This window comes from Patescibacteria group bacterium, from assembly GCA_024654625.1.
In the GTDB taxonomy this organism is placed as follows: Bacteria; Patescibacteriota; Minisyncoccia.
Genome location: JANLHB010000005.1, coordinates 80378 through 105920 on the forward strand (window position 1 = coordinate 80378; position 25543 = coordinate 105920).

Genomic DNA, 25543 nt, shown 5'->3' on the forward strand with positions numbered 1-25543 from the left:
AGAACCTCCTTTCTATCTATATCTTTATAGATACTGTTTTATTGCGTTTCTTAGATCCGCTTATAATTTTAACCTGACTTTCAGAAATTTGGAAGTGCCTTGAAAGAAGCTCTATAAGCCTATTATTCGCCTTCCCTTGCTCAGCTTTTTCTTTCACCTTCACCTCAAAAACTCCTTCATTTTTCTCCGTCACCTCTTCTTTCTTTATCCCGGGAAAAATTTTTACTTTAATCAGCATAATCTGAAAGATAAACCTGAAAAAAATCATTTAGCTCAACTCTCTTCTTATATATAGAGACGATATCTTGCCCACTGAAAACCACATTAAGAAGCGATCCTTCCATTGTCTCCTCGGAAAAGTTTTGGTCAAATATAAAATTACCTAGACTGTAAGCAATAAGTCCGCCATTATATAATTCTATCTTCTGCACCACGTGAGGATGATGGCCAATCACTATATTTGCCCCGGCATCTACCGCCTGCTTCGCAAGCTCTTCCTGTCTATAACTTGCTACCGTTTCATATTCATTGCCAAAATGAAAAGAGACGACGACATAATCTGCCTTATACTTTGCTTTTAACACCAGCTCTTTAACAAGCTCCGTCTTAGCCAAAAGTATGCCCGGTTTATTATTCCCCGCCTCAAACCACTTAGGCCCCACATCAGAAAATGCCAAGAAACCGACCTTAAGACCGTTCCTTTCTATAATTTTTATACTCTCCGCATCATCTTTATTAATACCGCCTCCAACCGGACTGATGCCGTTTAACTCCAACCTATTAAGCGTATCTACAAATGCGCCTTCCCCCCAATCAGCAGAATGATTATTAGCGACAGAAAGAACATCAAAACCTGCATCTTTAATAGGCGATAAAACGAGAGGGTTCATGCGAAATGAATATAAATTACCTAAGTCCATGCCCTTATCCGATACAGGGCCTTCCAGATTGCCAAAAGTTATATCGCTTGTTGACAAAAAATCAACATTTTCAAAAATAAAAGAAAAATCACCGCCGCCATTTTTATAAACAGAATTTTGAACATTACGGTCAAGCATTATATCTCCGACAAATGTGAACGATATTTCTTTTTCATTATTTTTCTCATCGTTATTGACGTTGATATATTTAACTTCAGATGAAAAAATATCTGCGGTAATCGGCGCAACTTCTGCCGCGTTATCTTCTTTATACAAAGAAATAAGGTCGTCTGCCCAAAAAAATACAACTGCCAAACTCGTATTTAAATTAATATTTGGCTTTATATTCACATAAGCGACTTTAACGGCTTTTAAACCCAAAGATGAAACTAGAATACCAAGATATATAGCGGCAGAAGCCCAAATTAATTTACGAAAAAATATTTTTAAATTATCATTCATCATTGAATTTATAAAATATCTTATTGCCAAAACGCAGGTCAATATATCCTATTTTTGTCATATAATCTTCTTTTATTTGATTGTCTAATATTATCTTTAAATTCTGAAATGCATCTTCCGGATTATTATGATTATTTAAAATTATGCGCCAACCAAAACTTGCCTCCAAGTCATATACATCCTCGTCTTTAATGAAAATTTTATAAATAAATATATCTCTTGATGCAGCAAGATTGATAAACTCAATAATCATCTTGAAATCATCTTTAGGCAAAACTTGTCTCCCCTTATCAATATCTAGAGAAGAACTGTCCCTGCGCTCATCAAAAAATTCAAGAAAAAGACCGCCATAAAAGACCGGGGACGGTTTAAAAACAAACCCGTCTTCATCAACAAAAGAACAATCCCCTTCTTTGAAACACCAGACGGCAAAAAGCTCTCTTTCTGAAGCTATAGTTAAAACTTTCTCCGGAAAAAAAATTTCAAACTCTATATCTTTTATATCAGGATATGCGCTAAGCACTTCAGCTTTAAGCCTTTTTTCGGGGAAAATAAAGATATTGCCATACGGGAAAATACCTAGATACTTATCTTTTATAACTCCGGAAAATTTGCTTGCTAATTTGTCTTTATTAAATTCCGAAATACCGATTATCTCAATCTCTTTTATTTTAAATTCAGGTATATAAAAAAAAGCGACAAAAACGGCAAAAAGACAGACTCCGGCGAGAAGATAAAAAGATGCCCTTATCGCCAATCTTTTTCTCTTTATTTTTCTTGATGAAGCAAGAGTGTCTCTTCTTATCATATCTCTTATTTTCTCATAAATTGCGAGATTTTAAAATAGAAAATTAATTATTAAGTTTAACGGACAGAAGCTTTGAGATACCGTCAGACCCCATAGTAACGCCGTATAAAATACCGGCCTGCTTCATAGTCTCGCGATTATGAGTTATCACAACCAGCTGAATATTTGAGGAGAGTTCTTTTAACATCCTTCCGTATTTAGATGAATTTGTTTCATCAAGCGCGGCATCAGTTTCATCAAGAACGAGAAATGGAGGAGGATTTACTCTGGACATTGCAAAAAGCAAAGCTATTGACGTCAACGCTCTTTCACCTCCTGATAGCATAGACATTGTATTAATTCTTTTCTTCGGAAGATTGACTGAAATATCAACACCGCCGGCTGACTCAATGGATTCAACTCCATCGTCATCTTCTATCAAATTACCGTCTTCATCTTCAGACTTCTGTTTTACCGGCTTTATTATCTTAAGTTCCGCTTTGCCGCCGCCAAACATCAGCGAAAAAAGGTCATTCAATTCATTATTGATTTTTTCCACTCCATCTTTAAAGCCTTTCTCAATCTTCTCCTCAAGCTCCTTCATAAGTTCATTCAATACCAGAGTGGCATTCTTCATATCGGATAATTCTTTATTAAAAAATTCATCTCTCTTTTCAACCTCTTTATACTCAACTAATATATCTTCGCTAACACTTCCGGAATCTTCAAGCTTTATCTTGATTCTATTAATATCTCTTTTTATCTTATCTCGTTCTATATCATCAAGAATAGCGGATGATGATACAATCTCCACATTGCCGAGAATTCTCATTGCTTCATCTTTTTCATTATTGATTTCTTGTTTGCGGGCGTTTAATCGTTCTTCTTTAATACTGAATTCCATTATGATACCTTTTAAATTATTCACTATCTTTTCTTTCTCATAAATTTTATGTTCAGAATCCCTGTAATCTTTCATCTCTTTATCCGCCATCAGTTTTATAAATGAAAGATTGTCCGATAATTTCTTTTCCTCTTTATGCAAATCATCAAGCTTCAATAAAAGCTCTTTATGCTTAGCTTCAGCTTCTAAAATATTCGTCTGCGAATACTCTTCATGGCTATCAAGATTGGACCAGAAAAAATCCACTTCTTCTCTCATTTTAGAAAATTCGTTTCTCTCCAAATAACCCCTTATCTTCAGGATAAAATCTTTAATTATATTTTTAGGGATTGTTTTTCCTTCATCCTCCGCAATTCTCTTTTTTTCAAACTCCATCACCCCCTCATATCTTCCTATTTCTCTTTCCAAAGAAACTATATCTTTGCGCATTGCGCTAAGATTTTCCTCAATTAACAAAAATTCCGGGGAATGATCTTCTTTCTTATCTTTTTTTGAAACTTCTCTCCTAAGAGAGCCTAATTCTTCCTCAACTTTAGCTAACTCTAATTGCGGCTCTGATTTTAATCTATATAATTCATCGGATTCTTTCTTTAAATAATTTTCCTCTTTAGAGATATACTCTGTATAAAGTGTAGTTAGCTCTTCCCTTAGAGAAGATGTCTTTTCGTATTTCTCAACCTGACTTTTTAAAAATCTTAAATGCGGCTGAATCTCTCTGCGGAGGCTCTCCACCTGTTTGATATTATCTTCCGTCTTCAAAAGCTTTCTCTCGCTTTCTTCTTTTTTTATTTGATAAATTTTAAGACCAAGAGCATCTTCAATCATACTCCTCCTTTCCTTTGGCGCAGTATTCAAGATTCTGTCTGCCTCACCCTGGCTTATTATGTGGTGCGCAGATGTGCCAAGCCCGGCACTGCCTAAAATCTCCACCACATCTTTAAGCCTGACTTTAGAATCATTGATCAGGTACTCATTAAGCCCATCACGAAAAACTTTCCTCGTTATAATCACTTCTTCATAATCCAACGGGAAGATCCCGTCAGTATTATCAAAAACCAAAGTAACGCTGGCTTTACCAAGCTTAGGAGCAGTTTGGGAACCGTTAAAAATAAGGTCTTCTCCTTTCTTTCCGCGAAGAGCTTTAATAGATTGCTCTCCCAAGACCCAGCGCAAAGCCTCGGCAACATTAGATTTACCGGAGCCATTTGGACCAACAACGCCTGAAACAGGCTCGCTGAATTCAAGCTTGGTAGTTCTTGCAAATGATTTAAATCCCGATAATTCTAATCTTTTTAAACGCATAAATTATTTATACCATCCCTTTTTTTTGAGCCCATCTTCGGCTGCCTTTTGCTCTGCCTCTTGTTTTGATAAACCAACACCTTCACCAACAAGTTCATCTCCGATATATACACCAACTGTAAACTCCTTAGCATGGTCAGGCCCCTCATCCTTAAGCAGTTTATAATGAGGAGTTAATCCTTTTATATCTTGAGCTTTCTCTTGAAGAAAACTTTTAGCATCTTTCCATAATTTTTTATCAACCATATTGTCAATATATCCGAATAAATTATCTGCTATAAAAAGAGAAGCGGCATCATAGCCAAGGTCAATATATATAGCGCCTATTAAAGCTTCAAAAGTATTCGCAAGAATATATTGCCGGGCTCTGCCAATGTCCTTTGACTCGCCTTTTGAAAGAAGAAGATAGTCATTCATATTAAGCTTTGAAGCATTGTCGGAAAGAGTATTAGTGTTAACCAATCCGGATCTATAGCTCGTCAATTCACCCTCCGTCTTATCCGGGTATCTATCATAAAGATGCCTTGTTACAACAAGCTCCAAGACAGCATCACCCAAAAATTCAAGTCGTTCATTATGTTCGCCAGCTTCAGGATTTTCATTTATATAAGACCTATGGGTAAAAGCCTGCCTTAATAAATTTTTATTATTAAAATTAATGTTTATATCCTTCTCAAATTTTGAAAAATTCATAATAAATAAAATAAAAGATTACACTGCGACAGATTTATTCGACAATATTTTTACAGCCTTAATAATGATAGGTCTTATATCATCATACATCTTTAAGTTCGCCACCTCTCTTGCTTCAAACCAATCTACTCCGTCAAGCCCGCCTGAATCAGACCTTTTTAATTCTTTTTGTTTTGCTTGCCCAAGAAAGTAAAAAACTCTCTTTTTTACTTTTCCCCTCTCCGGGTCAGAAGCTATATATGAATTTTCACCCAATTCATTTTCTATATCCATATCTAACCCCATTTCTTCTTTAATCTCTCTTTTTGCGCCAACCATTAAATCCTCGCCTTTTTCAACTCTGCCCTTAGACAAAGTCCAAAAGCCAAAAACATCATGGACGAAAGCAAATATAATTCTGCCACCTTCTCTCCTATAAACAACTGCGCCGGCTAACATATCTTCAGGAAGATTATTGCTGTTGATCTGAGAATTGTCATTTTTTTTAGTATCTCCTTTTTGCGGCTCGCCCAGCTCTTTATATACTGTGCCTAAAACACCGTTTACAAAACGGCTTGAAGAATCACCGCCAAAAGCTTTAGCTAGTTCAATTGCTTCATTAATCGCCACTTTTGGCGGGACTTCTTTCCTATTGCCAAAAAGCAATTCATAAAGACCAAGCCGGAGAATATTTCTATCAATAACAGAAATTTGGTCAATGGGCCATTCAGGCGCTGCTTTTTCTATTATTTTATCTAATTTTTCTTTTTCTTTAACAACCCCAAGAGATAATTTTCTTGCAAAGCTTGCGTCATCAATCCCCGGAGCAAATTCTAAGATATCACGATCTAATATCTCATTAATACTTTTTTTACCATTATCGTTAAAGTCCCACTCAAAGAGGGCCTGAATTGCTACACTTCTTGATAAATGTCTGTTTGCCACGTTATTTGAAAATTTTAAAAAACTGTACCTATAAATTTACTTTTGCGAAAGTTCTCGAGCACTAAGCGTCTTCCCTTCTTTGGTTTTCCCTTCTTGAGATTGTAGCTCTTTCTCTTTATGTTTTTTTTCTTTTTTAGTAAGCCTTGCCAAGACATCTATTACTTCTTTTCCCTTATAAGAACCGCAATTTTTACATACTCTATGCGGCAATGAAGGTTCTCCGCATTTTGAACACGATAAAAGACCGATTTTCTTTAAAAAGTGATGGCTTCTCCTATTTCGGGTGTGAGCCCTTGTGTGCCTCATTCTGATTGACATAGTTTCTATAGTTTACACAAAAAGTCCTCCTATGGCAAGAGGATAAGCCATTTTCTCTAATCTTCTCATAATGAAGCCTTGTCCCGTAACCCTTATGCCTGTCAAAACCATATTCAGGAAATCTGCTGTGGATAAACATCATTTTCTTATCCCTGCCAACTTTGGCGACAATTGATGCCGCTGATATGACAGAAATCTTCTCATCTCCCTTTATAATCGTCTTCTGTTTATACTGCCACGGCGCTTTCAGAAGACCATCTAACAAAACGAGGTCTGGCTTTGTTTTCATCTTACCCAGCACTCTTTTTACCCCAAGGAGAACCGCCTTCTGTATACCAATCTTATCAATAATATGATTACTCACAGATGCAGTATGACATTCAAAATTATCTCTAATAATTTTATCCCATTCTTCCCTCTTCTTACTGCTTATCTTCTTGGAATCTCTTGCCCCCTTAAGAATCTTTAATTTGCGTTTATCTTTAGTATCCACCAGAACAGCACCGACAAAAACCGGCCCAGCCAGAGGACCTCTCCCGGCCTCATCTACACCTACAATGTATCTCGGCTTTCTATGCATAAGTAATATTTTACACTAAAAAGAAACATATCGCTTCAAAACTTCAAAAATATACCGGCACGAAAGTATATAAAACGAGACGACCGTTGCTAAATATATATTTCTAAAAAAGATTGAATTCTTTCTTAAGCCATTTATCATTTTCTATTTTCTCTGCAGTGATATACAAAATATCCTTTCCTGTTTTTAGATATGATTTAAGCATAATTACCACACTTTCACATTCATAAGGAAAAACCCAAACACTATTCTGAAGCTTAATAAAGCCTAAGTTTATCAATTCTTTTCTTAAAATATTTCTTGAATTCTTTCTTTCTTCTTTGATATCAAAAGTAATGATTCTCCATTTCTGATCCCATTTCTTAGGTTTTTTTATAACAATATCACCGAGCTGATATTTAAGCCACCTTTCTTTTCCTTTTTCAGTTAAATTAACAAAAGTTTTACCATTCTGTTTTTTAAATTCAATATAGCCACCGGATCTTAATCTTTCAATGCTTTGGTTCAAATATTGATTCTTATTATATTTTCTTTTATTTTTATTGTAAAAAATATCTAGGGCTTGTAGTGCATTGGGCGCCAAAACGGCTATACTTATAACACCAGCCAAGGCGACGGTTTTTAGAATTATTTTTGCAACTTTGATTTGCTTTTTTCTATCCATGTTTCCATTATACACTCGTTATACACTAATGTATACAAAATGATGCGGTCGTTGCTAAATATATACTAATAAAAAAAGAAAACCCGGATATTTTCCGGGTCTATTACTTAAATTTCGCTATTTTACTTTTTTGCTTATTTTGTTTATCAAATAGTCTCTTTATTTCCTCCAGGTCGCAAGTAAAATCATTGTCTCTCGTCTTCTTTATCCCCGCGCAACAATCTGTGAATTTGCAACCTTCCATTATGGGACATACTTCATATGGATCAAGATAAATTCTTACTATAACGGGTCCTTACTCTTTTTCACGGCACATCTCTGTTATGTGCATAACTTATGCCTCCTTTTTAGATAGACAAATTTCCTTCCTATTTATAAGGTTATACTAAATAATTGTCAACATTCTTTGAGATAGTTATTTCTGCTATAATACGGGAATCTTATGCCAGCTGAATTTGTACATCTTCACGTCCATAGTCATTATTCCCTTTTAGACGGATTGGCTAAAATTGACGACCTGATAAAAATAGCCAAAGAATATGAAATGCCGGCTCTTGCCCTGACTGACCATGGCAATATGTATGGCGCCATTGAATTCTACAAGAAGTGCAAAAAAGCCGGAATAAAACCGATCATAGGATCAGAGGTTTATGTAGCTTTTGAATCGCTTCATGATAAACGGCCAGGGATAGACAATAAAAGATACCATCTTGTCCTTTTGGCAAAAAATGAAACTGGCTATAAAAATCTTATAAAACTTGTAACTTTATCTAACCTTGAAGGCTATTACTACAAGCCAAGAATAGATAAAAAAATTTTACGCAAGCACCATGAAGGATTGATAGGACTCTCTGCTTGTCTTGCCGGCGAAGTTCCAAAAGCGATATTAAATGAATCAGACCTTAATAGGGCTGAAAAAGTCGCGCTTGAATATGAAGAAATATTCGGCAAGGGCAATTTCTTCTTAGAAACCGGCTATCATCCGACAATAAATGAGTTCAATGCTCTTAATGAAAAAATGCCTCTCCTTTCTAAAAAGACCGGCATTCCTCTTGTAGCTACTCAAGATGTGCATTATATAAAACCGGAAGACAATATACCGCACGATACACTAGTTGCCATACAGACAAACTCCACGCTAAGCGATACAAACAGACTCACAATGAAAGACGAAGATTTTTCTTTCACTTCTCCGAAAGTGATGGCAAAAAACTTCAAAAATATTCCGGAAGCAATTACAAACAGCTTAAAGATAGCCGATATGTGCAATATTGAGCTTGAACTTGGCAAATGGGTTTTTCCAAAAGTTGAAACTAAAGATAACATATCGCCGGAAGATGAGTTATGTAGAGTATCCCATGAAAAACTTGAGGATTTTATCAATCGCGAAAAATTAAACGATGAAATTAAAAATAAAGCAAAAGAAAGACTGAAATACGAGCTTAATATAATAAACACAAAAGGTTACGCTCCATATTTCTTAATAGTTGCCGATATTATAAACTACGCTCATAAAAATAATATTTTTACAAACACCAGAGGTTCGGCCGCCGGCTCTTTTACATCTTATCTTATAGGTATCACTAATATTGACCCGCTTAAATACAAACTTCCTTTTGAACGTTTCTTAAACCCGGACAGGCCATCTCCTCCTGACATAGATATGGATTTTGCAGACGATAAAAGAGATATTATTCTTAATTATGTAAAAGAAAAATACGGCACTAACAAAGTCGCTCAAATAGGAACTTTCGGTACTATGATGGCGAAAGGAAGCGTGAGAGATGTGACTCGGGCACTTGGATATCCTTACGATCTAGGAGACAGAATAGCAAATCTCGTTCCGCTAGGATCGCAAGGATTCCCAATGACAATAGATACGGCGCTCAAAATAACACCTGAGCTCTCCAAGCTATACAAAGAAGACGCTAAAGTAAAAGAAATTCTAAACCTGGCAAAGAAGATTGAGGGTTGCGCCAGACATATCTCCGTACATGCCGCCGGTGTGGTTATATCACCAACTGAACTTACCGATTTTGTTCCTCTTCAGCTTGAGCCAAAAGGAGAAAAAATTATAACCCAATACGATATGCATGCTGTTGAAGATGCCGGGCTTCTAAAATTTGACTTCCTGGGGATAAGAAATTTATCAATACTTGGAAATGCGGTGAGCCTTGTCAAAAAATTTCGCAACATAGATGTAGATATGGAAAATATCCCGCTTGACGACAAAAAAACATTTGAACTTCTTGGAAGAGGAGAAACAATGGGATTATTCCAATTGGGCGGAGCGGGTATGACAAGGTGGCTTCGTGAGCTAAAGCCGTCAACGATACACGATATTAACGCCATGGTTGCGCTTTTTAGGCCCGGTCCGATGGAAAACATCCCTGAATACATCAAAAGAAAATATGACCCGGCATTGATACAATACTTAGACCCAAGGCTTGAAGAAATCTTGTCGGAATCTTACGGAGTGATAACATACCAAGATGATGTTCTGCTTATAGCCATAAACTTAGCCGGATTCACATGGATAGAAGCCGATAAACTCAGGAAAGCTATGGGTAAAAAAATTCCGGCAGAAATGGCCGCCCAAAAAGAAAAACTATTAACCGGTTTTACAGAAAACGGACTTGATAAAAATAAAGCGGAAGAGCTATGGAGACTGATAGAGCCATTTGCCGCTTACGGGTTTAATAAAGCGCATGCCGCAAGTTATGGAAGAGTAGCTTATCAGACAGCCTATATGAAGGCAAACTTCCCTGCTGAATATATGACAGCCGTACTTACCGCTGAATCAGGAGACACTGAAAAAATCGCTGAAATAATAAATGAATGTAAAAAAATGGACATTCCGGTATTACCGCCTGATGTTAATGAAAGTTTCGGCAAATTTACCGTTATAAAAGGAAAAGATGCCAATAAGCCTGCTATCGATTATGCTCATAATGAAATCAATGTTAAACAAGATACATCACTAAGACAAGATCAAATTCGCTTTGGATTATATACAATAAAAAACTTAGGCGCGGAAATAGCTGAAGCGATAATAGAAGAAAGAAAAAAGAATGGAAAATTTAATTCATTTTCTGATTTCCTTGAAAGAGTCCGTCATAAAAATCTAAACAAAAAATCACTAGAAAGTCTTATAAAAGCCGGCGCCATGGATTCATTAGGCGAAAGAGGGCAACTTATAAATAATATAGAAGAAGCGCTTCTATACAATAAAGAAATAACAAAATCAGCGGGACAAAATCAAAACTCACTTTTCGGCTTGATGGAAGACCAGACAAGCATACCGGCATTTACTCTAAAAGAAAGTCCAAGTATGCCTCCGGAAGAAAAACTTTCTTGGGAAAAAGATTTACTCGGACTATATATATCAGGACACCCTCTTGATAAATTCAAAGAGAGATTTAAAGAAAAAAATATCTCAATAAAAAATACAAAAGAACTGATGAATGGCATTTCAACTGTTGTTGCCGGCATAGCGGAGTCGATAAAATTAATAACAACGAAAAAAGACGAACAAATGTGCTTTATGAAAATAGCTGATCTTTCTGATAATATTGAAATTGTGGTATTCCCGAAAAAATTCACTGACCATAAAGATTTGCTAACAATGGATAAAATACTCGCCATAGAAGGGACTATATCAAGACGAAACGGAAGCGTCTCAATCTTGGCAGAAAAGATAAAAGAACTTAAATAAAGAGTCATTTTTAATTTCAGTAAATTATGCTAATATTCTATTTATGGAAAAAGATTCTAAAAATATAGAAAAAACAAGGCATTCCCTTGCCCACATTTTAGCCTTAATGGTAAAAGGAAGATGGAGCGACACAAAGCTCGGAATGGGACCTGCTATAGAAAATGGATTTTATTATGATTTTGAATTTCAAAATCATACCCCTTCTTCGGAAGACTTATCTAAACTTGAAGACGATATGAAGAGCCTGATAAAGCAGGACATCCAATTCACACGCGAAGAAATCTCTATAGAAGAAGCCAAAAAAATCTTTAAAAGCGAGCCGTATAAGCTTGAGCTAATAAAAGAACTGGAGCAAAAAAGCGACACTGTATCCATCTACAGAAGCGGCGATCTCATAGATCTCTGTCAAGGTCCTCATATAGAATCAACAAAAGAAATAAATCCGGAAGCATTTCGTCTAACAAAAATTGCGGGAGCATATTGGAAAGGAGATGAAAATAATCAAATGCTGACAAGAATCTACGGTGTAGCCTTTGAGACAAAAAAAGAACTGGATGATTATTTAAAAAATATAGAGGAAGCTGAAAAAAGAGATCATCGCAAATTAGGGAAAGAACTTGATCTGTTTACATTTTCTAATCTTGTCGGCTCCGGATTGCCTCTCTTTACGCCAAAAGGAACTCTTTTGCGCGATCTGATAGGAAATAAAATATACGAAATACAATCAAAATTTGATTATAAAAAAGTGTGGATTCCTCATATTGCGAAAAAGGAACTATATGAGATTTCCGGACACTGGGCAAAATACAAAGACAGTCTCTTTCATGTAAAAGGAAAGTCAGACACAGAATTTGTAATGAAGCCGATGAACTGTCCGCACCATACTCAAATCTACGCTTCTACTCCAAAGAGTTACCGCGACTTACCTATACGCTTTGTAGAGATCACCACTAATTACCGAGACGAACAGCCCGGGGAGCTCTTAGGACTTTCACGAGTAAGATCACTGACTCAGGACGATGGGCATATTTTCTGCTCCTTAGAACAAGTTGAAGAAGAAGTAAAAAATATAATCCACATAATAAGAGAATTCTATACACTGCTTGGAATGTTTGATAAGAAAGATTACTGGGTCTCGCTTTCAGTAAGAGATTCTAAAACACCGGAAAACTATATTGGAGATGAAAAACATTGGGATGAAGCTGAAAAGATTCTTGAAAAAGTAGCTAAAAGCGAAGACCTAAATTACAAAAAAATTGAAGGCGAAGCGGCTTTCTACGGGCCGAAACTTGATTTTATGTTCAAAGATTCTCTTGGACGAGAATGGCAGTTAGCCACTATCCAAGTGGACTTCTCTATGCCAGAACGCTTTGAGCTAAAATACACAGACAAAGACGGAACGATAAAAACTCCGGTTATGATACACAGAGCCATTGCCGGATCTTTAGAACGTTTCTTGTCAGTCATAATTGAACACTTTGCCGGAGAATTTCCTCTATGGCTTTCTCCTGTGCAAGCAATGATTATACCGGTATCAGAAAAATTCAATGATTACGGCGACACAATTCTAGATAAATTAAAAGAAAACAATATCAGGGTAGAAATTGATACATCAAATGACACTCTTGGAAAAAGAATCAGAACGGCTGAAATAAAAAAAATACCTTACATAATCGTTGTTGGCGGAAAAGAAGAAGAGAATAAGACAATATCAGTCCGCTCAAAAGAAAAAGGAGATGAAGGCGCTATTGAAGTTGATAAATTTATAGATACTATTACAAAAGAAATTACAAAAAAATAGCCCTAACCAAGAAGAGTGCGGGCCTTTTAGTGGTGAAATATTAAAAAGGCTGGCGCTCTTCTTTGGTTAGGGCGGAGGCAGGTCACTAGATGACCCATTATTATTATAAACTACAGCAGTATCATTGTCAAATTACACATCCAAATTTGCCGCTTTAGCGTGAGTCTGGATGAAAATTTTCCTGGGTTCTACAAGCTTTCCCATCAATACATCAAATATCTTATCAGCGGCCACAGCATCTTCAATTGTTACATTTCTCAATGTTCTGGTCTCTGGATCCATTGTCGTATCCCACAATTGAGCAGGATTCATCTCCCCAAGACCCTTATAACGCTGGATTGTTACTCCTTCTTTCATCTCATCTACTATTTTATCTTTCTCCGCATCCGCATAAGCGTATTTAACAGTTTTTCCTTTTTGTATTTTGTACAAAGGAGGAAGAGCGATGTATAGATAACCTTGCTCTATAACTGGCCTATAGTACCTAAAAAACAGGGTTAAAAGAAGTGTGCGGATATGCGCGCCGTCAACATCAGCATCTGTGGCAATGATTATTTTATGATAACGAAGCTTCTCAACATTTAGTTCCTCAGCAATAGCAGCACCAAGAGCAATCACAAGCGATCTGATCTCTTTTGAAGCCAACATCTTATCTATACGAGCTCTTTCAACATTTAATATCTTCCCGCGTAGCGGCAAGATTGCCTGAGTTCTTCTGTCGCGAGCCTGTTTTGAAGAACCGCCGGCAGAATCTCCTTCAACGATAAAAATTTCAGACTCACTGGCGTCTTTAGACTGACAATCGGCAAGTTTGCCCGGTAAAGTAAGTCCGTCAAGAGCGCCTTTTCTCAATACGCTTTCTTTTGCGGCACTTGCGGCTTTCCTTGCTCTATATGCAAGAATCACTTTATTGATAATAGATTTAGCGTCACCTGGCTTTTCTTCAAGAAAAGAGGAAAAAGCCTCGCCAAATACAGTTTCAACAGCTCCCCTGGCCTCAGGGCTGCCAAGTTTGGCTTTTGTTTGGCCTTCAAATTGCGGATCCCTTAACTTAACAGACACAATAACTGTTATACCCTCTCTCACATCGTCCCCGGTGAGATTATCCTCATCTGCCTTTAAAAAATTATTTTTTCTGGTGTAATCATTTAAAATTCTTGTAAGAGCCGTCCTAAACCCCGTAAGATGATAGCCGCCTTCACCAGTATTTATATTATTAGCAAAACTTATTTCTTTCAATGTTATATTGTCTGTATACTGCAACGCGACCTCTACAGACTCAACTGACCCGTCACTAGGCTTTTTATCAACATAAAAAATATTCTCATTAATCTTCTCTTCGTCTTTATTTAAATATTCAACAAGCGATATGATGCCGCCTTCAAAATAAAAAGAATAAGATTTAACAGGAAGATTAAGAGAGTCCAGATATAATACGCTGTCAGAGTCAATTTTACCCTCATAATCTCTCAAGTCCATTACTCTAATTCTTAATGATTTTACAAGATAAGCCTGTTGCCTTAATCTGTTTACTACTTTCTCCCAATCAAAATCCGTCTCTTTAAATATTTCTTTATCAGGTTCAAAAGTTACAACTGTTCCATTTAATTTACTGGCCCCTATTCTTTTTACATTGTTCTTCTTAATGCCTTTGGAATATTCCTGCACAAATTTCCCGCCATCTCTATAAACCTCGGCTTTAAGCCAAATAGACAGCGCATTTACGACAGAAATACCCACCCCGTGCAAACCGCCGGAAATCTTGTAAGACTCGCCGCCGAATTTACCCCCGGCATGAAGTGTCGTCATAACCGTCTCCAGAGCGGAGACTTTTGTTTTAGCATGAGTATCAACAGGTATGCCTCTTCCATTGTCTGCAACTCTAACCCTATTTCCCGGCAACAATGCCACTTCCACTTCATTGGCAAAACCGCCCATCGCCTCATCGCGCGAGTTATCAAAGACTTCCCATATAAGATGATGGAGGCCATCTATACCGGTCGAACCGATATACATACCCGGCCTTTTACGCACTGGCTCAAGCCCCTCCAAGACATAAATATCTGAAGCCCCATAATGAGGCTTATTTTCTGCATCTTTTTTCACCATAATTATTTATATATTAACATAAATAGCCATTTTTCTCCAGTACTTTTTAAAGGTTTCAGTGGGGACAAATCTATGCTTTCCCTCCTCCTTATCTACCGAATCCGGGTCGTGATAATAGAAGCCTTTTACCTCCCCTCTGCCACTTTCAAACCCTGTTAAGAGCACCATGTGAAATTTATCGCCAATTTCAAAATTTTTAAAAATAGAGACTATCACCGGATGTCCATTCTCCAATGAAGAAATTATTTTTTCTATTCCCTTATCAATAAGAGCCTCTTCATACTCGCTCACCTCCTCTTTCTTATTGGCATAATCTATCTTGTGGCTTCTAAACTCTTGGGGATAAGCCATAAAACCATGATTTCTGGCAAGCAAGACCAAATGATTATGAGACCAGCCGTATGCAGGCAAATTCCCTTCTATATATGCGCCCTCTTTTATCAAATCATCCGCTGATATAATCACCCTGCCGGACTTTAAATTATAAAAATCCATAACCATCTTGAGGCAGATGACACCGCAAGCACGAGACTGCCAACTTTCATCCAAGACATCAATGTGTTGAGAATAATAAGGAACGTCTAAAATATGTTTTGCCATAAAAAATTAAGATGCTTAATACTTATAACTTTTTCTGATTTTTTATCCTTTCGAGGATTAATTATAAATAAATGAGCGATTGAGTATAAAATTTCTGGCTTCCTGCTTGCGAGGAGAAATTTTAACGAAATATAGCGAATATTATTTATTTAAGACGAGAACGGATAAAAAATCAGAAAAAGTTATGACAAAATCTTGTTTTAGTCAGTCGCTAGGTCGACTTTCTCACCTCCCACTCAGGCCTCTCGTCGAGAGCTTTCATCACTTTATCCATAATCTCGTTTATCTCAGTGTCCGACAGTGTCTTGTCATAAGACTGGAAAATAAAGCGAAAAGCAAAAGATTTCCTCTCCTCGTTCTCATAGATATCAAAAAGGTCCGTGTCAAAAAGAAGTTCGCCTGCCATATTTTCTATAACATCAAGCACTTCTTCAACCTTTGTACGAAACGGAACAAAAATAGAAAGATCTCGAACGGCAGAAGGGTACCTAGAAACAGGAGAGTATTCCAACTCTTCACTCGAGATACTCTTCAATATATCAAAATCAATTTCCCAGCCTAGAACTGGATCGCCTTGCGCAGAAAAATTACTTATGATACCTAAAATATTGCCATTATATTTTATCAGAGCTGTATCTTCCCCGTCATCCCCAAAACGTACGCCTAAAATACCGAGTTTTTCAAAAAGAGTGCTTAAGACTCCCTTAATCTCATAAAAAACTTCGTGTTCTTTATTTTTCTTTTTATCTTTATAGGCAATAGATCCGCCTATCATCTTCTTCTCACTAACACACCCGTTATTATCAATCCTAAATACTTCTCCAATCTCAAACACTTTAACTTCGTCAAAATATTTAAGGTTCTCTTCAACGTTATTTAAAAATCCCTCCACTAAGCTTGACCTTAAATATTCTTTGCCCTTCGCTATTGGATTCTGAAGTTCGATATCGCCCCTTTTTGCAAATGAGTAATTATATACTTCGCTAAAACCGGCGCCGACAAAAATATCCTTTATCTTTCTTGATAAGTAATAGCCCTCGTTTCTAATAGCCAGAACCAAAGCGCTCTCCGGAAGAACGGACGGTATATTTTCATACCCATATATTCTGCCCACCTCCTCTACTAGATCCTCTTTTATCCTTACATCCAGTCGGCTAGAAGGGACGGTGACGAGCAGTAAATCATCTGCCTCAGTGATGAATCTTCTAAATCCGCGAAGGTTTTTAAACTCTTTTATTTTTTTTAAATCTTTTATTACTATTTTGCCAGTGAAACTCGATGTATATATAATTTTTCCATTACCCAAATATAAGCCGACATGATCAACTCCTTCTTTTATCTTCGTTCCTTTCATAAAATTTACCGATTCGTAATGTATTTTATTTATAAGAACTTTTGTATTTGAAAAAACCAAATCACCCGGCTTCAAATCTTTTTGTTCAATTGGCTTTCCATAAAAATACTGATCTATAGTCATACGCGGAACCTGCACACCCGAATGAGCGAATACATAACTCACAAAAGAAGAACAATCAAAAAACTCCGGCGCGTCATATGATATACTCGCGCCGTATTTATAAGGTTTGCCTTTTAAGCTTTGCGCAATTTTTAAAATGTTATCAATCGGTTTTATCTTCTTAACCTCGAAAGACAGACTTTTCAATATTTTGACGATATCTTTCTCTGAGACCTCAAGTCCCAACAACGAAGACACATCCTTAGGGTGAAGACCTAACTTATATTGGCTGACCTTCCTGGGGTAAAAATCTTTTACAGCACTACTTTTACCGCCAACCTCTTTTAGAATCAGAGAAGTCGCCTTTTCTAAAGCCTGTCCCGCAAGATTAAGTGAAATTTCATTCTCAAATCTTACAGAAGAATCGTTTCTAATCCCGACTCGTCGAGAAGTCTTCCTTGTATTTATCGGTTCAAAATTAGCCGCCTCTAAGATTATATTTTTCGTCTCACTACCCACCTCTGCCCTCTTACCGCCTTTTATTCCTGCCAAGGCAAGCGGACCATTCTCATCAGCAATTATTAAAATATTTTCATCAAGTTCAATATCCTGATTATCAAGAGTCGTAATTTTTTCTCCATTTTTTGCCTTTCTTACTACAACGCTTCCACTTATCTTATCAGCGTCAAAAGCATGCATAGGCTGACCAACGTCAAACATAACAAAATTTAAAATATCAACCACATTATTGATAGATTTCTGTCCTATTGCCTCAAGCCTATCTTTAAGCCATTTCGGTGATAACTTTACCCTTACGCCCTCAATCATCACGCCGGCATAACGTCTACACAAACTCAGTTCTTTGACATCAATATCAAAATCTATTTTTAATTTGTAGCTTTTTATTTTTAACTTCTCAGTTTTTAATTTTAGGCCAACGATAGCCGATATTTCTCTTGCTATTCCCAAATGACTTAGGGAGTCGTGCGCTCTATTCGGAGTAACATTTATATCAATAATATAATCGCCTTTTTTCTTCTCAACACTCTCCACTTCTAAAGAGTGCATTGTCAAAAGATTAGCCAATTTTTCCGGCTTAGGAATGTCTTTACTAAAATAACTTTGTAGCCATTTATAACTTACTATCATATTAAAATTGCTTGATAAATCTTAAATCCCCTGAATAAAAAAGCCGTACATCATCAATTTTGTATTTAAGCATAGCGAGCCTATCAACCCCCATACCAAAAGCGAACCCTCTGTATTCCCTTGGGTCTAACCCGACACTCTCTAAGACTCTCGGGTGCACCATACCAGCACCGCCAACTTCAAGCCATTTCCCATTTCGACCTCTCCTTATATCTATCTCAACACCAGGTTCAACAAAAGGAAAGTAGCTAGGCCTTAAACGCACTTCAATATCTTTACTATTATAAAATCTCTGAAAAAATACTTCTATGATCGCTTTTAAATTAGCAAGATTAATATTCTTATCCACCATCAATCCTTCAAACTGATAAAACTGCGATTCATGCGTCATATCAGTCGCTTCATATCTAAATACTCGCCCGGGAGCAATAATCCTTATTGGATGTCCGCCAATGGGCAGATTCTTCATATAACGAATCTGTACCGATGAAGTATGGGTACGAAGTAGAAGCTTCTCTCCTTTTTTTGATTTCTCCCCAGCAAGACATAGTTTGTTTTCCCTGTCTTTAATCCAAAAAGTGTCTTGCATGTCTCTCGCAGGATGATCTTTAGGAACATTTAATGCGTCAAAATTATGCCACTCATCTTCAATTTGAGGACCTTCAGCAATCTCAAAACCCATACCCGAAAAGATGTCTGAAATCTTATCGGTAATTTGAGTTAGTGGGTGAAGATGTCCGCGAGGCGCTTTTTTACCAGGAGCGGAAACATCTATCCAGTTTTTATCATTATTAATCATAAAGATATTTATCTATTATATATTATTTTTGGGAAAAAAGAAAAAACTGCTATCCAAGGGGGCCCCTTGGATAGCTAAACGGATCATTCCTTCATCTGGAGGAGTGAGCCGTTTAAGTATATGATTGTGCGACATTGAATGTTGCACAAGGGTTTGATCATTTACAATCTAAGTATTTTTGTTATAATCCTTAGGTGGAAGTTGATAAGAATCTGGAAAAAGTAAAAAAAGAAGCAGAAAAAGTATTTAAGGACATTAAAGAGGTTTATTGTCCTTATTTTAGTGAAAAAGTGGCTTTTAATTCTAGAGGGGTAAAGCATATAAAATTTAAAGCAGATAGATTGGCACGCGAAAGAAAAGATCAATTTATGAGATTAAAGAATGTACATTTAGCTCCAATTATTTTATTAAAAAGTTCAACACTCCAAGAAATTCAAAGAAGGAATATTTTTGTTGAGGTAAAGACAAACACTAGAAAAGAAAAGATTTTAAAAAATGCGACTTATTACGGGTTTATATCTATAATAGAAGATGGGTCTTTTAAAAAAAGAGTTAAGGTTATAGTTAGACAAATAGATGGCGGTAATAAGCACTTTTGGAGCATCATTCCTTTTTGGAATAATAACAAAGGGCTTAAGTTATATTCTGGGAATTTAGAAGAAGATTAGTCTAATACTAAAAAACACCAGCTAACGCTGGTGTTTTTTAGTGTGTTTGGTTACAGTTTAACCATTGACCGTGACGGGGTAAAAACCCCCCAAACACATATTTACTATATATTCTTTTTTATAAAGAATCAATGATCTTAAATAATTTTGCATTTTTATGGCTCTAATAAGCCATATTTTTGTCCACAGTTTTATTTAAACCTATTTAAGCGCCTCAATACCTTTTGAAATCGGCGGATGAGCCGTTTAGGTGTATGATTGTGCAACATTCAATGTTGCACAATCATCGGCTAAACCATTTAAGAATTGTGCACCACCGAGTGGTGCACAATTCTTAAATCAATATATTACAAACCAAGCGCTTTACTCAAAAGCCAAAAGGCAACGCCCGCCGCTCCCCAAAGAGGGATAGAAAGTATACTTGTATACCCTCCAACAGATAACCGGTTGTATGTCCAAAGTCTCTTATTTAAAGTCTTATGATATAGAAGCCCCACAATATACTCTAAAATAAAACCCACAATCGAACTTATAATAAATAAATATAGTATTTTAATATTTATAAAATATACATACATAAACACTACCAGTAATGGGGTGTAATTATCGCTAAATATTCATTCCATTTAAATTGTTTAGTTTTTCTTCCGTAAAAATAAGCAAACAAAAAGCCACAAACGATAATGACTATTGAAAGATTACCTAAATTTACAAATTCACTTCCCATACGTCCCCCTATTATATATTATTTCCGAGAAAAAAGAAAAAACTACCGTCCAAGGTGAGACCTTGGACGGTTAAACCATTTAAAATTGTGCACCACCGAGTGGTGCACAATTTTCATGCTAACTTGATTGATTTAGCTTATCAATTTTCTTCATATTCTTCGGCGTCACCACAAAAGCGTCGCTCGATTTGCTCGATCCCTAGAAACCCTCGGTTTCTAGCGTCTTACTGTTTTCCTACACGGGGAAACTAGTCCGCCGACTGGCGGATTCCCGCTTGTCCCGTTTTGGCGGTGAAACCCCCTTCCCGCTTCTGGGTGCCGCCTTTCGGCGTGACCCAGAAGCCCATGTACCTGCCAAACATTAGGCGGGTCTGCGCATCAAGCGCAGGAATAGAACCGAATATATTTATAGTAAGAGGGACGAGTATCCACTGAATTGCCATAAAGAAGTAAATAAACTTGGAGCGATGTTTAGGTCTAGGCGGCAAGAAACTCATAGAAACAATAACTGACAGGATTAAGCCGACCATTGCAAGCGCCATCAGGTCTCTTGTGATTATAGGCAGATTATAAGATAGAAGCGTTTTGTTAAATGCCTGGCCGCCTAAAGCAAGAGGAGTCCAGCCAAGTAAAAATATTATAAGCGGATTAGTGGCTAAAGACCAAAAACCTTCTAATTGCACAAAAGAAATATAAATCTTTTTTTTAAGGGGAATTTTTTTATTTTTAAAAAATACAAAAAGTATATACGGAATATTCTCTACGCCCCATGCCCATCGCCTCTGTTGCTTATAGGTATTCTTAGCTGTCTCAAGAAATGATATGGCGAGATTGGCGTCCATTGATACGGGATAAGACAAAGGCACCACTTTGTAGTCTCCATTATAATGGGAAAAAGCATTCCAAAAAATACGCGAATCCTCAGATACCATATTTTTCTGCCAATAGCCTATATCATAAAGCGCTTTAAAATTTAAAGAGTGAGACGAAAACGTGGCGAGCCTCTCCGGTCTCTCCTGCTGTATCATCTGCCAAAAAGTACCGCTTGTGGCAACGACCCTGGAGAAAGCTGGGGCTTCCCAAATATTATTGTTATACACAGGCACAGGTTGAAACGAAGAACGATAAGGATTCTCAGCTGTAAGAAAATTCCAAGTCAAACAGAGAAAATATTGAGGATAAACACGCGTATCTATATCAAAAGCAGAAATCAATACATCTTCATATTTTATATCATTCTTATCAAGCACTCTAACTCTCGCCTCTTCGGCGGCAAAACTGATATTTGAACCCTTGCCCGCCATCTCGCCGGGGAGATTATCCGGGTGGCTGGTAATTATAAACTCTCCAAAAAATGAGCTATATTTTTTGAAGATTTCTTCTGCTGTATTTTTAGCGCTATCTCCGGCGCGCGCCTCGCGCGCCAATACGATAATCATCTTCTCTTTGTCCCACTTACTCTCAATCAACGATTCCACTGTTCTTGAAATAATATCAAAATCTTCTTTATAAAAAGGAAGAATAACTAATTGCCAAATTTTATCATACTTTATATTCTCCATTCTCTTTTCCCAGTCAAGCGCCATATTGTGCTTCATCCTCTTCCAACTAGACCTGAGATGGAAAGAAAGGTAAGCCGTTTTTACAAGCCAGTAAATATCAAAAGTTATTATGAAAAAAGCCGCCCAGATAGGCACCACCCAAGACAAAAAAATAAGAGTAAGGATACTTCCCCAAGATAAAGTTCCCGGCAAAATTTCAAGCGCTCTATAAAATAACCGGTCTCTGCCGGCAAGGTCGCTGGCTCTTCCCGTATGACTGTAAGTATAATGTCTTAGACTCATATATCTAAAATATAACTTTTCTGATTGTTTTGCAAAATATCAAGAAATATTCTATACTTTATAGCAATGTTATCAACCGCGAATATAATTATTTATATTTTGGGAGTTTTCTCAATAATCCTATTTATATGGGTAATTATGCTTGAGCTCCGCTTAAAAAAGCTGTTTAAAGGAGGAAAGCCTGAGGGGCTGGAAGGACTATTAATGAATATTAATGCCGACTTTAAAGCGCTTCATATATCCAACAAGCAAATGGAAGAGTATTTAAGAAGCGTTGAAAGCAGACTTAAAAATACAATCAAGAGCGTGAGAATGCTGCGTTTCAATCCATTTAACAACTCCGGTTCAAATCAGAGCTTCACGATGGCTCTCTTAAACGAAGAAGGAGATGGAGCTGTTATAACAGGCCTTCACTCAAGAGAAAAAATCAATGTCTACGCAAAACCTATCGCCAACTTTCAATCTGAACATAAACTTACAGCTGAAGAGGAAGCTGTAATAAAGAAAGAACCCAATAATTAGATTTCCGGATTTTTATAAAACGTTAAATATTAAATTGGTCGTCTAATCATAGACTAAGCTTAACACCGCAAGCTTACTTATTAAATACTATTATGACTGATAAATCACAAAATAAAAATATAATAAAAAGGCCTCCTGTTGTGGTAGTGATGGGTCATGTTGATCACGGCAAATCAAAACTTCTTGATTATATAAGAAAGAGTAACATTGTTGACAAAGAAGCCGGAGGCATAACCCAGCACATAGGCGCTTATGAAGTAGAAGTTCACCCTATGCCTAATAACATAGAAAAAAGAGAACTTATAACATTTCTTGATACGCCCGGGCACGAAGCATTTGGCAAGATGAGGGCCAGAGGAGCAAAAGTCGCCGATATTGCTATCCTTGTGGTGGCGGCGGACGAAGGCGTAAAACCTCAAACTATTGAAGCTATAAAAATAATCCAAGAGGAAAAAATTCCTTTTATCGTAGCTATAAACAAAATAGATAAACCAAACGCTGAACCAGATCGTATTAAGAATGAACTTGCGTCAAACAATGTCTTCGTGGAAGGTTTTGGAGGAACAGTATCTGTAGTAAATATATCCGCAAAAACAGGAGAAGGGATACCTGACCTCCTTGATACAATCCTTCTTACGGCTGAAATGGAAGATATTAAAGCTGATAGAAACGCCAATGCAAGCGGTATAGTTATAGAAGCCAACTTGGACCAAAAACGAGGCATAACCGCAACGCTCCTCATACTTGACGGCACAATTAAAAAAGGAATGTTTGTCGTATCTGGAGATGCATTGGCGCCAGTAAGAATTTTCGAAGACTTCAAAGGACAACAAGCTGAAGAAAAGAGTTTCTCTTCCCCCATTAAAATTATAGGCTTTGATAAATTACCTAAAATAGGATCTAAATTCCAAACTTATAAATCCAAAAAGGATGCCGTTGAAGCAGTATCTAGATCAAAATCTTTTGATAAAGATAAAGATAAGCGACAAATTGAAACAGGCGGTAAAATTGTCATATCTATCATCATAAAAGCTGACGTTATGGGGTCACTAGAAGCAATCGCAAGCGAAATAAATAAACTGTCGGAAGAAAATGTATTGATAAATATTCTCCGTCAGAGCGTAGGCGCCATAAATAAAGACGACGCAAAAATAGCTTCCAGCGCAAAAGACGCTTATATAATAGGATTCAATGTGAAGACAGAGTCTGGTGTCAGCGACTTTGCGGATAAATTCAATATAAAGATAAAAAACTTTGACATAATATACGCCATAACAGATTGGTTAAAAGAAATTATAACTGAAAAGAAAACAAAATTTGAGCAAGAAAATATTTCCGGAGAAGTTAGAGTCTTAAAAATTTTTGAAACTAAAGGAAACAAATATACTCTTGGCGGAGAAGTTATCAAAGGGGAAATTAAGCCAAATATGGCTGTAAATATAAAACGGCGGGGGTCTGTTATATCTAAAGGAGAAATACTAAGCCTTCAAAAAGGCGCTGAAAAAATTGAAAGCGCGCCAACAGGCGAACAATTCGGAGCTGTAGTTGAATCAAAAATTGAAATAGTGAAAGACGACCATCTTGAAGTTTTCACAAAATTAGATTAATCTATTACAATGAGTTTGCGCCAAGAAAAAGTAAATTCACTGATAAGAAATCTTGCCGCAAAATTCTTATCTCGCGAATTAGACAGGAAAACACTTGTAAGTGTAACTAGGATAGAAATAACTTCCGACTTGAAAAGTGCCACTGTATTTATTATTGTATTCCCAGAGAAAGAGGAGGATAAAATATTAGAGAAAATCAGGCCTGGAGAATTCAGGGGATTTGTAAAAGAAAATATGAAGACAAAATTCTTGCCGACATTTGAATTTAGAATCGATGAATCTTTAAAAAAAGAAAGAAAAATGGATAAGCTGATTGACAGCGCTTAACAACCAGATAAACAACAGAGGAGATAGTAATTGGCCTGGTAGCCAAGTCCCGCCAAGGAAGAGGCGGGTAGAGTCCAGGCGAGAGTCTAGCTTTTCCAGTTAAACAGACAAAGTGACAATGGCCTGGTAGCCAAGTGGTAAGGCGAGGGTTTGCAAAACCCTTACGCGGGAGTTCGATTCTCCCCCAGGCCTAAGAATGAACGAAGTGAATTATTAGGCATAGAGAAAGCAAACTGCTTTGCTTTCGTGGAGAATCGAAAGGATTTTCCTTATAGAAGAACCGGAGGTTCTGAGATGGAAAATCACCTGGCTATGTGGTAGCCGATTCTCCCCCAGGCCTCAAAGATATTTTGATGCCGAAGTGGTGGAATGGTATACACGCATGACTTAAAATCATGTCCCGCAAGGGATGAGGGTTCGAGTCCCTCCTTCGGCATATGCTGAAAGCATATTAAAAAATGAGGGACGAGAAAGGAATGACCAATGTCATTCCTCGGGATTTTCCATAAGAAAATCGAGTCCCTCCTTCGGCACAAGGAGTGAAATGAAGAATTAAATAATCAAATATGCCCTGTTAGCTCAGTTGGTAGAGCAGCTCCCTCTTAAGGAGATGGTCGGGGGTTCGAATCCCTCACGGGGCACAAAAAACAATGAGACAAATACGG

At 37.0% G+C, this 25543-nt stretch carries 20 protein-coding genes, 3 tRNA genes and 1 pseudogene; 9 read left to right on the top strand and 15 right to left on the bottom strand.

Going from position 1 to position 25543, the window contains the following annotated elements:
• Positions 1 to 16 precede the first annotated feature (16 nt).
• The 10 genes and pseudogenes from NUV40_00535 to cas2 all read right to left on the bottom strand — a co-directional run bounded on the left by NUV40_00535 (position 17) and on the right by cas2 (position 7554).
• Positions 17 to 238 carry a DUF167 domain-containing protein gene (locus tag NUV40_00535; protein ID MCR4342378.1) on the bottom strand — a complete coding sequence of 74 codons (222 nt, stop codon included), beginning with the start codon at positions 236 to 238 and terminating at the stop codon, positions 17 to 19.
• On the bottom strand, positions 228 to 1385 hold the full coding sequence (locus tag NUV40_00540; protein MCR4342379.1) for a CapA family protein: 1158 nt from the start codon (positions 1383 to 1385) through the stop codon (positions 228 to 230). Before NUV40_00540 ends, NUV40_00535 begins: the two co-directional genes overlap by 11 nt.
• A complete protein-coding gene (locus NUV40_00545; GenBank protein ID MCR4342380.1) occupies positions 1375 to 2190 on the bottom strand; it encodes a hypothetical protein in 816 nt (271 codons plus the stop codon). The genes NUV40_00540 and NUV40_00545 overlap by 11 nt, the downstream gene beginning before the upstream one ends.
• Positions 2191 to 2233: 43 nt before the next feature.
• On the bottom strand, positions 2234 to 4375 hold the full coding sequence (locus tag NUV40_00550; protein ID MCR4342381.1) for an AAA family ATPase: 2142 nt from the start codon (positions 4373 to 4375) through the stop codon (positions 2234 to 2236).
• A gap of 3 nt (positions 4376 to 4378) precedes the next feature.
• Positions 4379 to 5068, bottom strand: a complete 690-nt coding sequence (gene rnc, locus NUV40_00555) for a ribonuclease III (GenBank protein MCR4342382.1) — start codon at positions 5066 to 5068, stop codon at positions 4379 to 4381.
• 18 nt (positions 5069 to 5086) lie between these two features.
• Positions 5087 to 5992 carry a transcription antitermination factor NusB gene (gene nusB, locus NUV40_00560; protein ID MCR4342383.1) on the bottom strand — a complete coding sequence of 302 codons (906 nt, stop codon included), beginning with the start codon at positions 5990 to 5992 and terminating at the stop codon, positions 5087 to 5089.
• A gap of 36 nt (positions 5993 to 6028) precedes the next feature.
• The gene (gene rpmF, locus NUV40_00565; GenBank protein ID MCR4342384.1) at positions 6029 to 6202 is read right to left on the bottom strand and encodes a 50S ribosomal protein L32; all 174 of its coding nucleotides are present in this window, start codon (positions 6200 to 6202) and stop codon (positions 6029 to 6031) included.
• Between the two features lie 3 nt (positions 6203 to 6205).
• A pseudogene (gene rpmF / locus NUV40_00570) lies at positions 6206 to 6298 on the bottom strand (50S ribosomal protein L32).
• Entirely contained in the window at positions 6267 to 6890 is a 624-nt protein-coding gene (locus NUV40_00575) for a ribonuclease HII (protein ID MCR4342385.1), read from the bottom strand. The pseudogene rpmF (NUV40_00570) and the gene NUV40_00575 overlap by 32 nt, the downstream one beginning before the upstream one ends.
• A gap of 103 nt (positions 6891 to 6993) precedes the next feature.
• Positions 6994 to 7554, bottom strand: a complete 561-nt coding sequence (gene cas2, locus NUV40_00580) for a CRISPR-associated endonuclease Cas2 (protein MCR4342386.1) — start codon at positions 7552 to 7554, stop codon at positions 6994 to 6996.
• Positions 7555 to 7996: 442 nt separating this feature from the next.
• Between cas2 and NUV40_00585 the strand changes: the two genes are divergently transcribed.
• A complete protein-coding gene (locus NUV40_00585) occupies positions 7997 to 11269 on the top strand; it encodes a DNA polymerase III subunit alpha (protein ID MCR4342387.1) in 3273 nt (1090 codons plus the stop codon).
• Positions 11270 to 11312: 43 nt separating this feature from the next.
• A complete protein-coding gene (gene thrS, locus NUV40_00590) occupies positions 11313 to 13070 on the top strand; it encodes a threonine--tRNA ligase (protein ID MCR4342388.1) in 1758 nt (585 codons plus the stop codon).
• Positions 13071 to 13202: 132 nt separating this feature from the next.
• On the opposite strand, the gene gyrB is transcribed toward thrS, so the two are convergent.
• The 4 genes from gyrB to pheS all read right to left on the bottom strand — a co-directional run bounded on the left by gyrB (position 13203) and on the right by pheS (position 19183).
• Positions 13203 to 15179 (bottom strand): DNA topoisomerase (ATP-hydrolyzing) subunit B, encoded by a 1977-nt coding sequence (gene gyrB / locus NUV40_00595; GenBank protein MCR4342389.1) that lies wholly within the window; start codon positions 15177 to 15179, stop codon positions 13203 to 13205.
• Between the two features lie 6 nt (positions 15180 to 15185).
• Complete coding sequence (locus tag NUV40_00600) at positions 15186 to 15779, bottom strand: C39 family peptidase (GenBank protein MCR4342390.1); 594 nt, start codon at positions 15777 to 15779, stop codon at positions 15186 to 15188.
• A 211-nt stretch (positions 15780 to 15990) separates the two neighbouring features.
• On the bottom strand, positions 15991 to 18384 hold the full coding sequence (locus tag NUV40_00605; GenBank protein ID MCR4342391.1) for a phenylalanine--tRNA ligase beta subunit-related protein: 2394 nt from the start codon (positions 18382 to 18384) through the stop codon (positions 15991 to 15993).
• A gap of 1 nt (position 18385) precedes the next feature.
• Positions 18386 to 19183: a phenylalanine--tRNA ligase subunit alpha gene (pheS, locus tag NUV40_00610; protein ID MCR4342392.1), complete on the bottom strand. Its 798-nt coding sequence runs from the start codon at positions 19181 to 19183 to the stop codon at positions 18386 to 18388.
• A 194-nt stretch (positions 19184 to 19377) separates the two neighbouring features.
• On the opposite strand from pheS, the gene NUV40_00615 reads away from it, so the two are divergent.
• Positions 19378 to 19851, top strand: coding sequence for a hypothetical protein (locus NUV40_00615; GenBank protein MCR4342393.1), 474 nt, complete (start codon positions 19378 to 19380; stop codon positions 19849 to 19851).
• Positions 19852 to 20826: 975 nt separating this feature from the next.
• On the opposite strand, the gene NUV40_00620 is transcribed toward NUV40_00615, so the two are convergent.
• Positions 20827 to 22422, bottom strand: coding sequence for a glycosyltransferase family 2 protein (locus NUV40_00620; protein MCR4342394.1), 1596 nt, complete (start codon positions 22420 to 22422; stop codon positions 20827 to 20829).
• Between the two features lie 66 nt (positions 22423 to 22488).
• On the opposite strand from NUV40_00620, the gene NUV40_00625 reads away from it, so the two are divergent.
• The 6 genes from NUV40_00625 (at position 22489) to NUV40_00650 (ending at position 25519) form a co-directional block, all read left to right on the top strand.
• On the top strand, positions 22489 to 22944 hold the full coding sequence (locus tag NUV40_00625) for a DUF4446 family protein (protein MCR4342395.1): 456 nt from the start codon (positions 22489 to 22491) through the stop codon (positions 22942 to 22944).
• A gap of 92 nt (positions 22945 to 23036) precedes the next feature.
• The gene (gene infB / locus NUV40_00630) at positions 23037 to 24551 is read left to right on the top strand and encodes a translation initiation factor IF-2 (GenBank protein MCR4342396.1); all 1515 of its coding nucleotides are present in this window, start codon (positions 23037 to 23039) and stop codon (positions 24549 to 24551) included.
• A gap of 9 nt (positions 24552 to 24560) precedes the next feature.
• Positions 24561 to 24878 carry a ribosome-binding factor A gene (locus tag NUV40_00635; protein ID MCR4342397.1) on the top strand — a complete coding sequence of 106 codons (318 nt, stop codon included), beginning with the start codon at positions 24561 to 24563 and terminating at the stop codon, positions 24876 to 24878.
• A 120-nt stretch (positions 24879 to 24998) separates the two neighbouring features.
• A tRNA-Cys gene (locus NUV40_00640) sits at positions 24999 to 25070 on the top strand.
• 163 nt (positions 25071 to 25233) lie between these two features.
• Positions 25234 to 25314 (top strand) — tRNA-Leu (locus tag NUV40_00645).
• Between the two features lie 132 nt (positions 25315 to 25446).
• Positions 25447 to 25519 (top strand) — tRNA-Lys (locus tag NUV40_00650).
• Positions 25520 to 25543 lie beyond the last annotated feature (24 nt).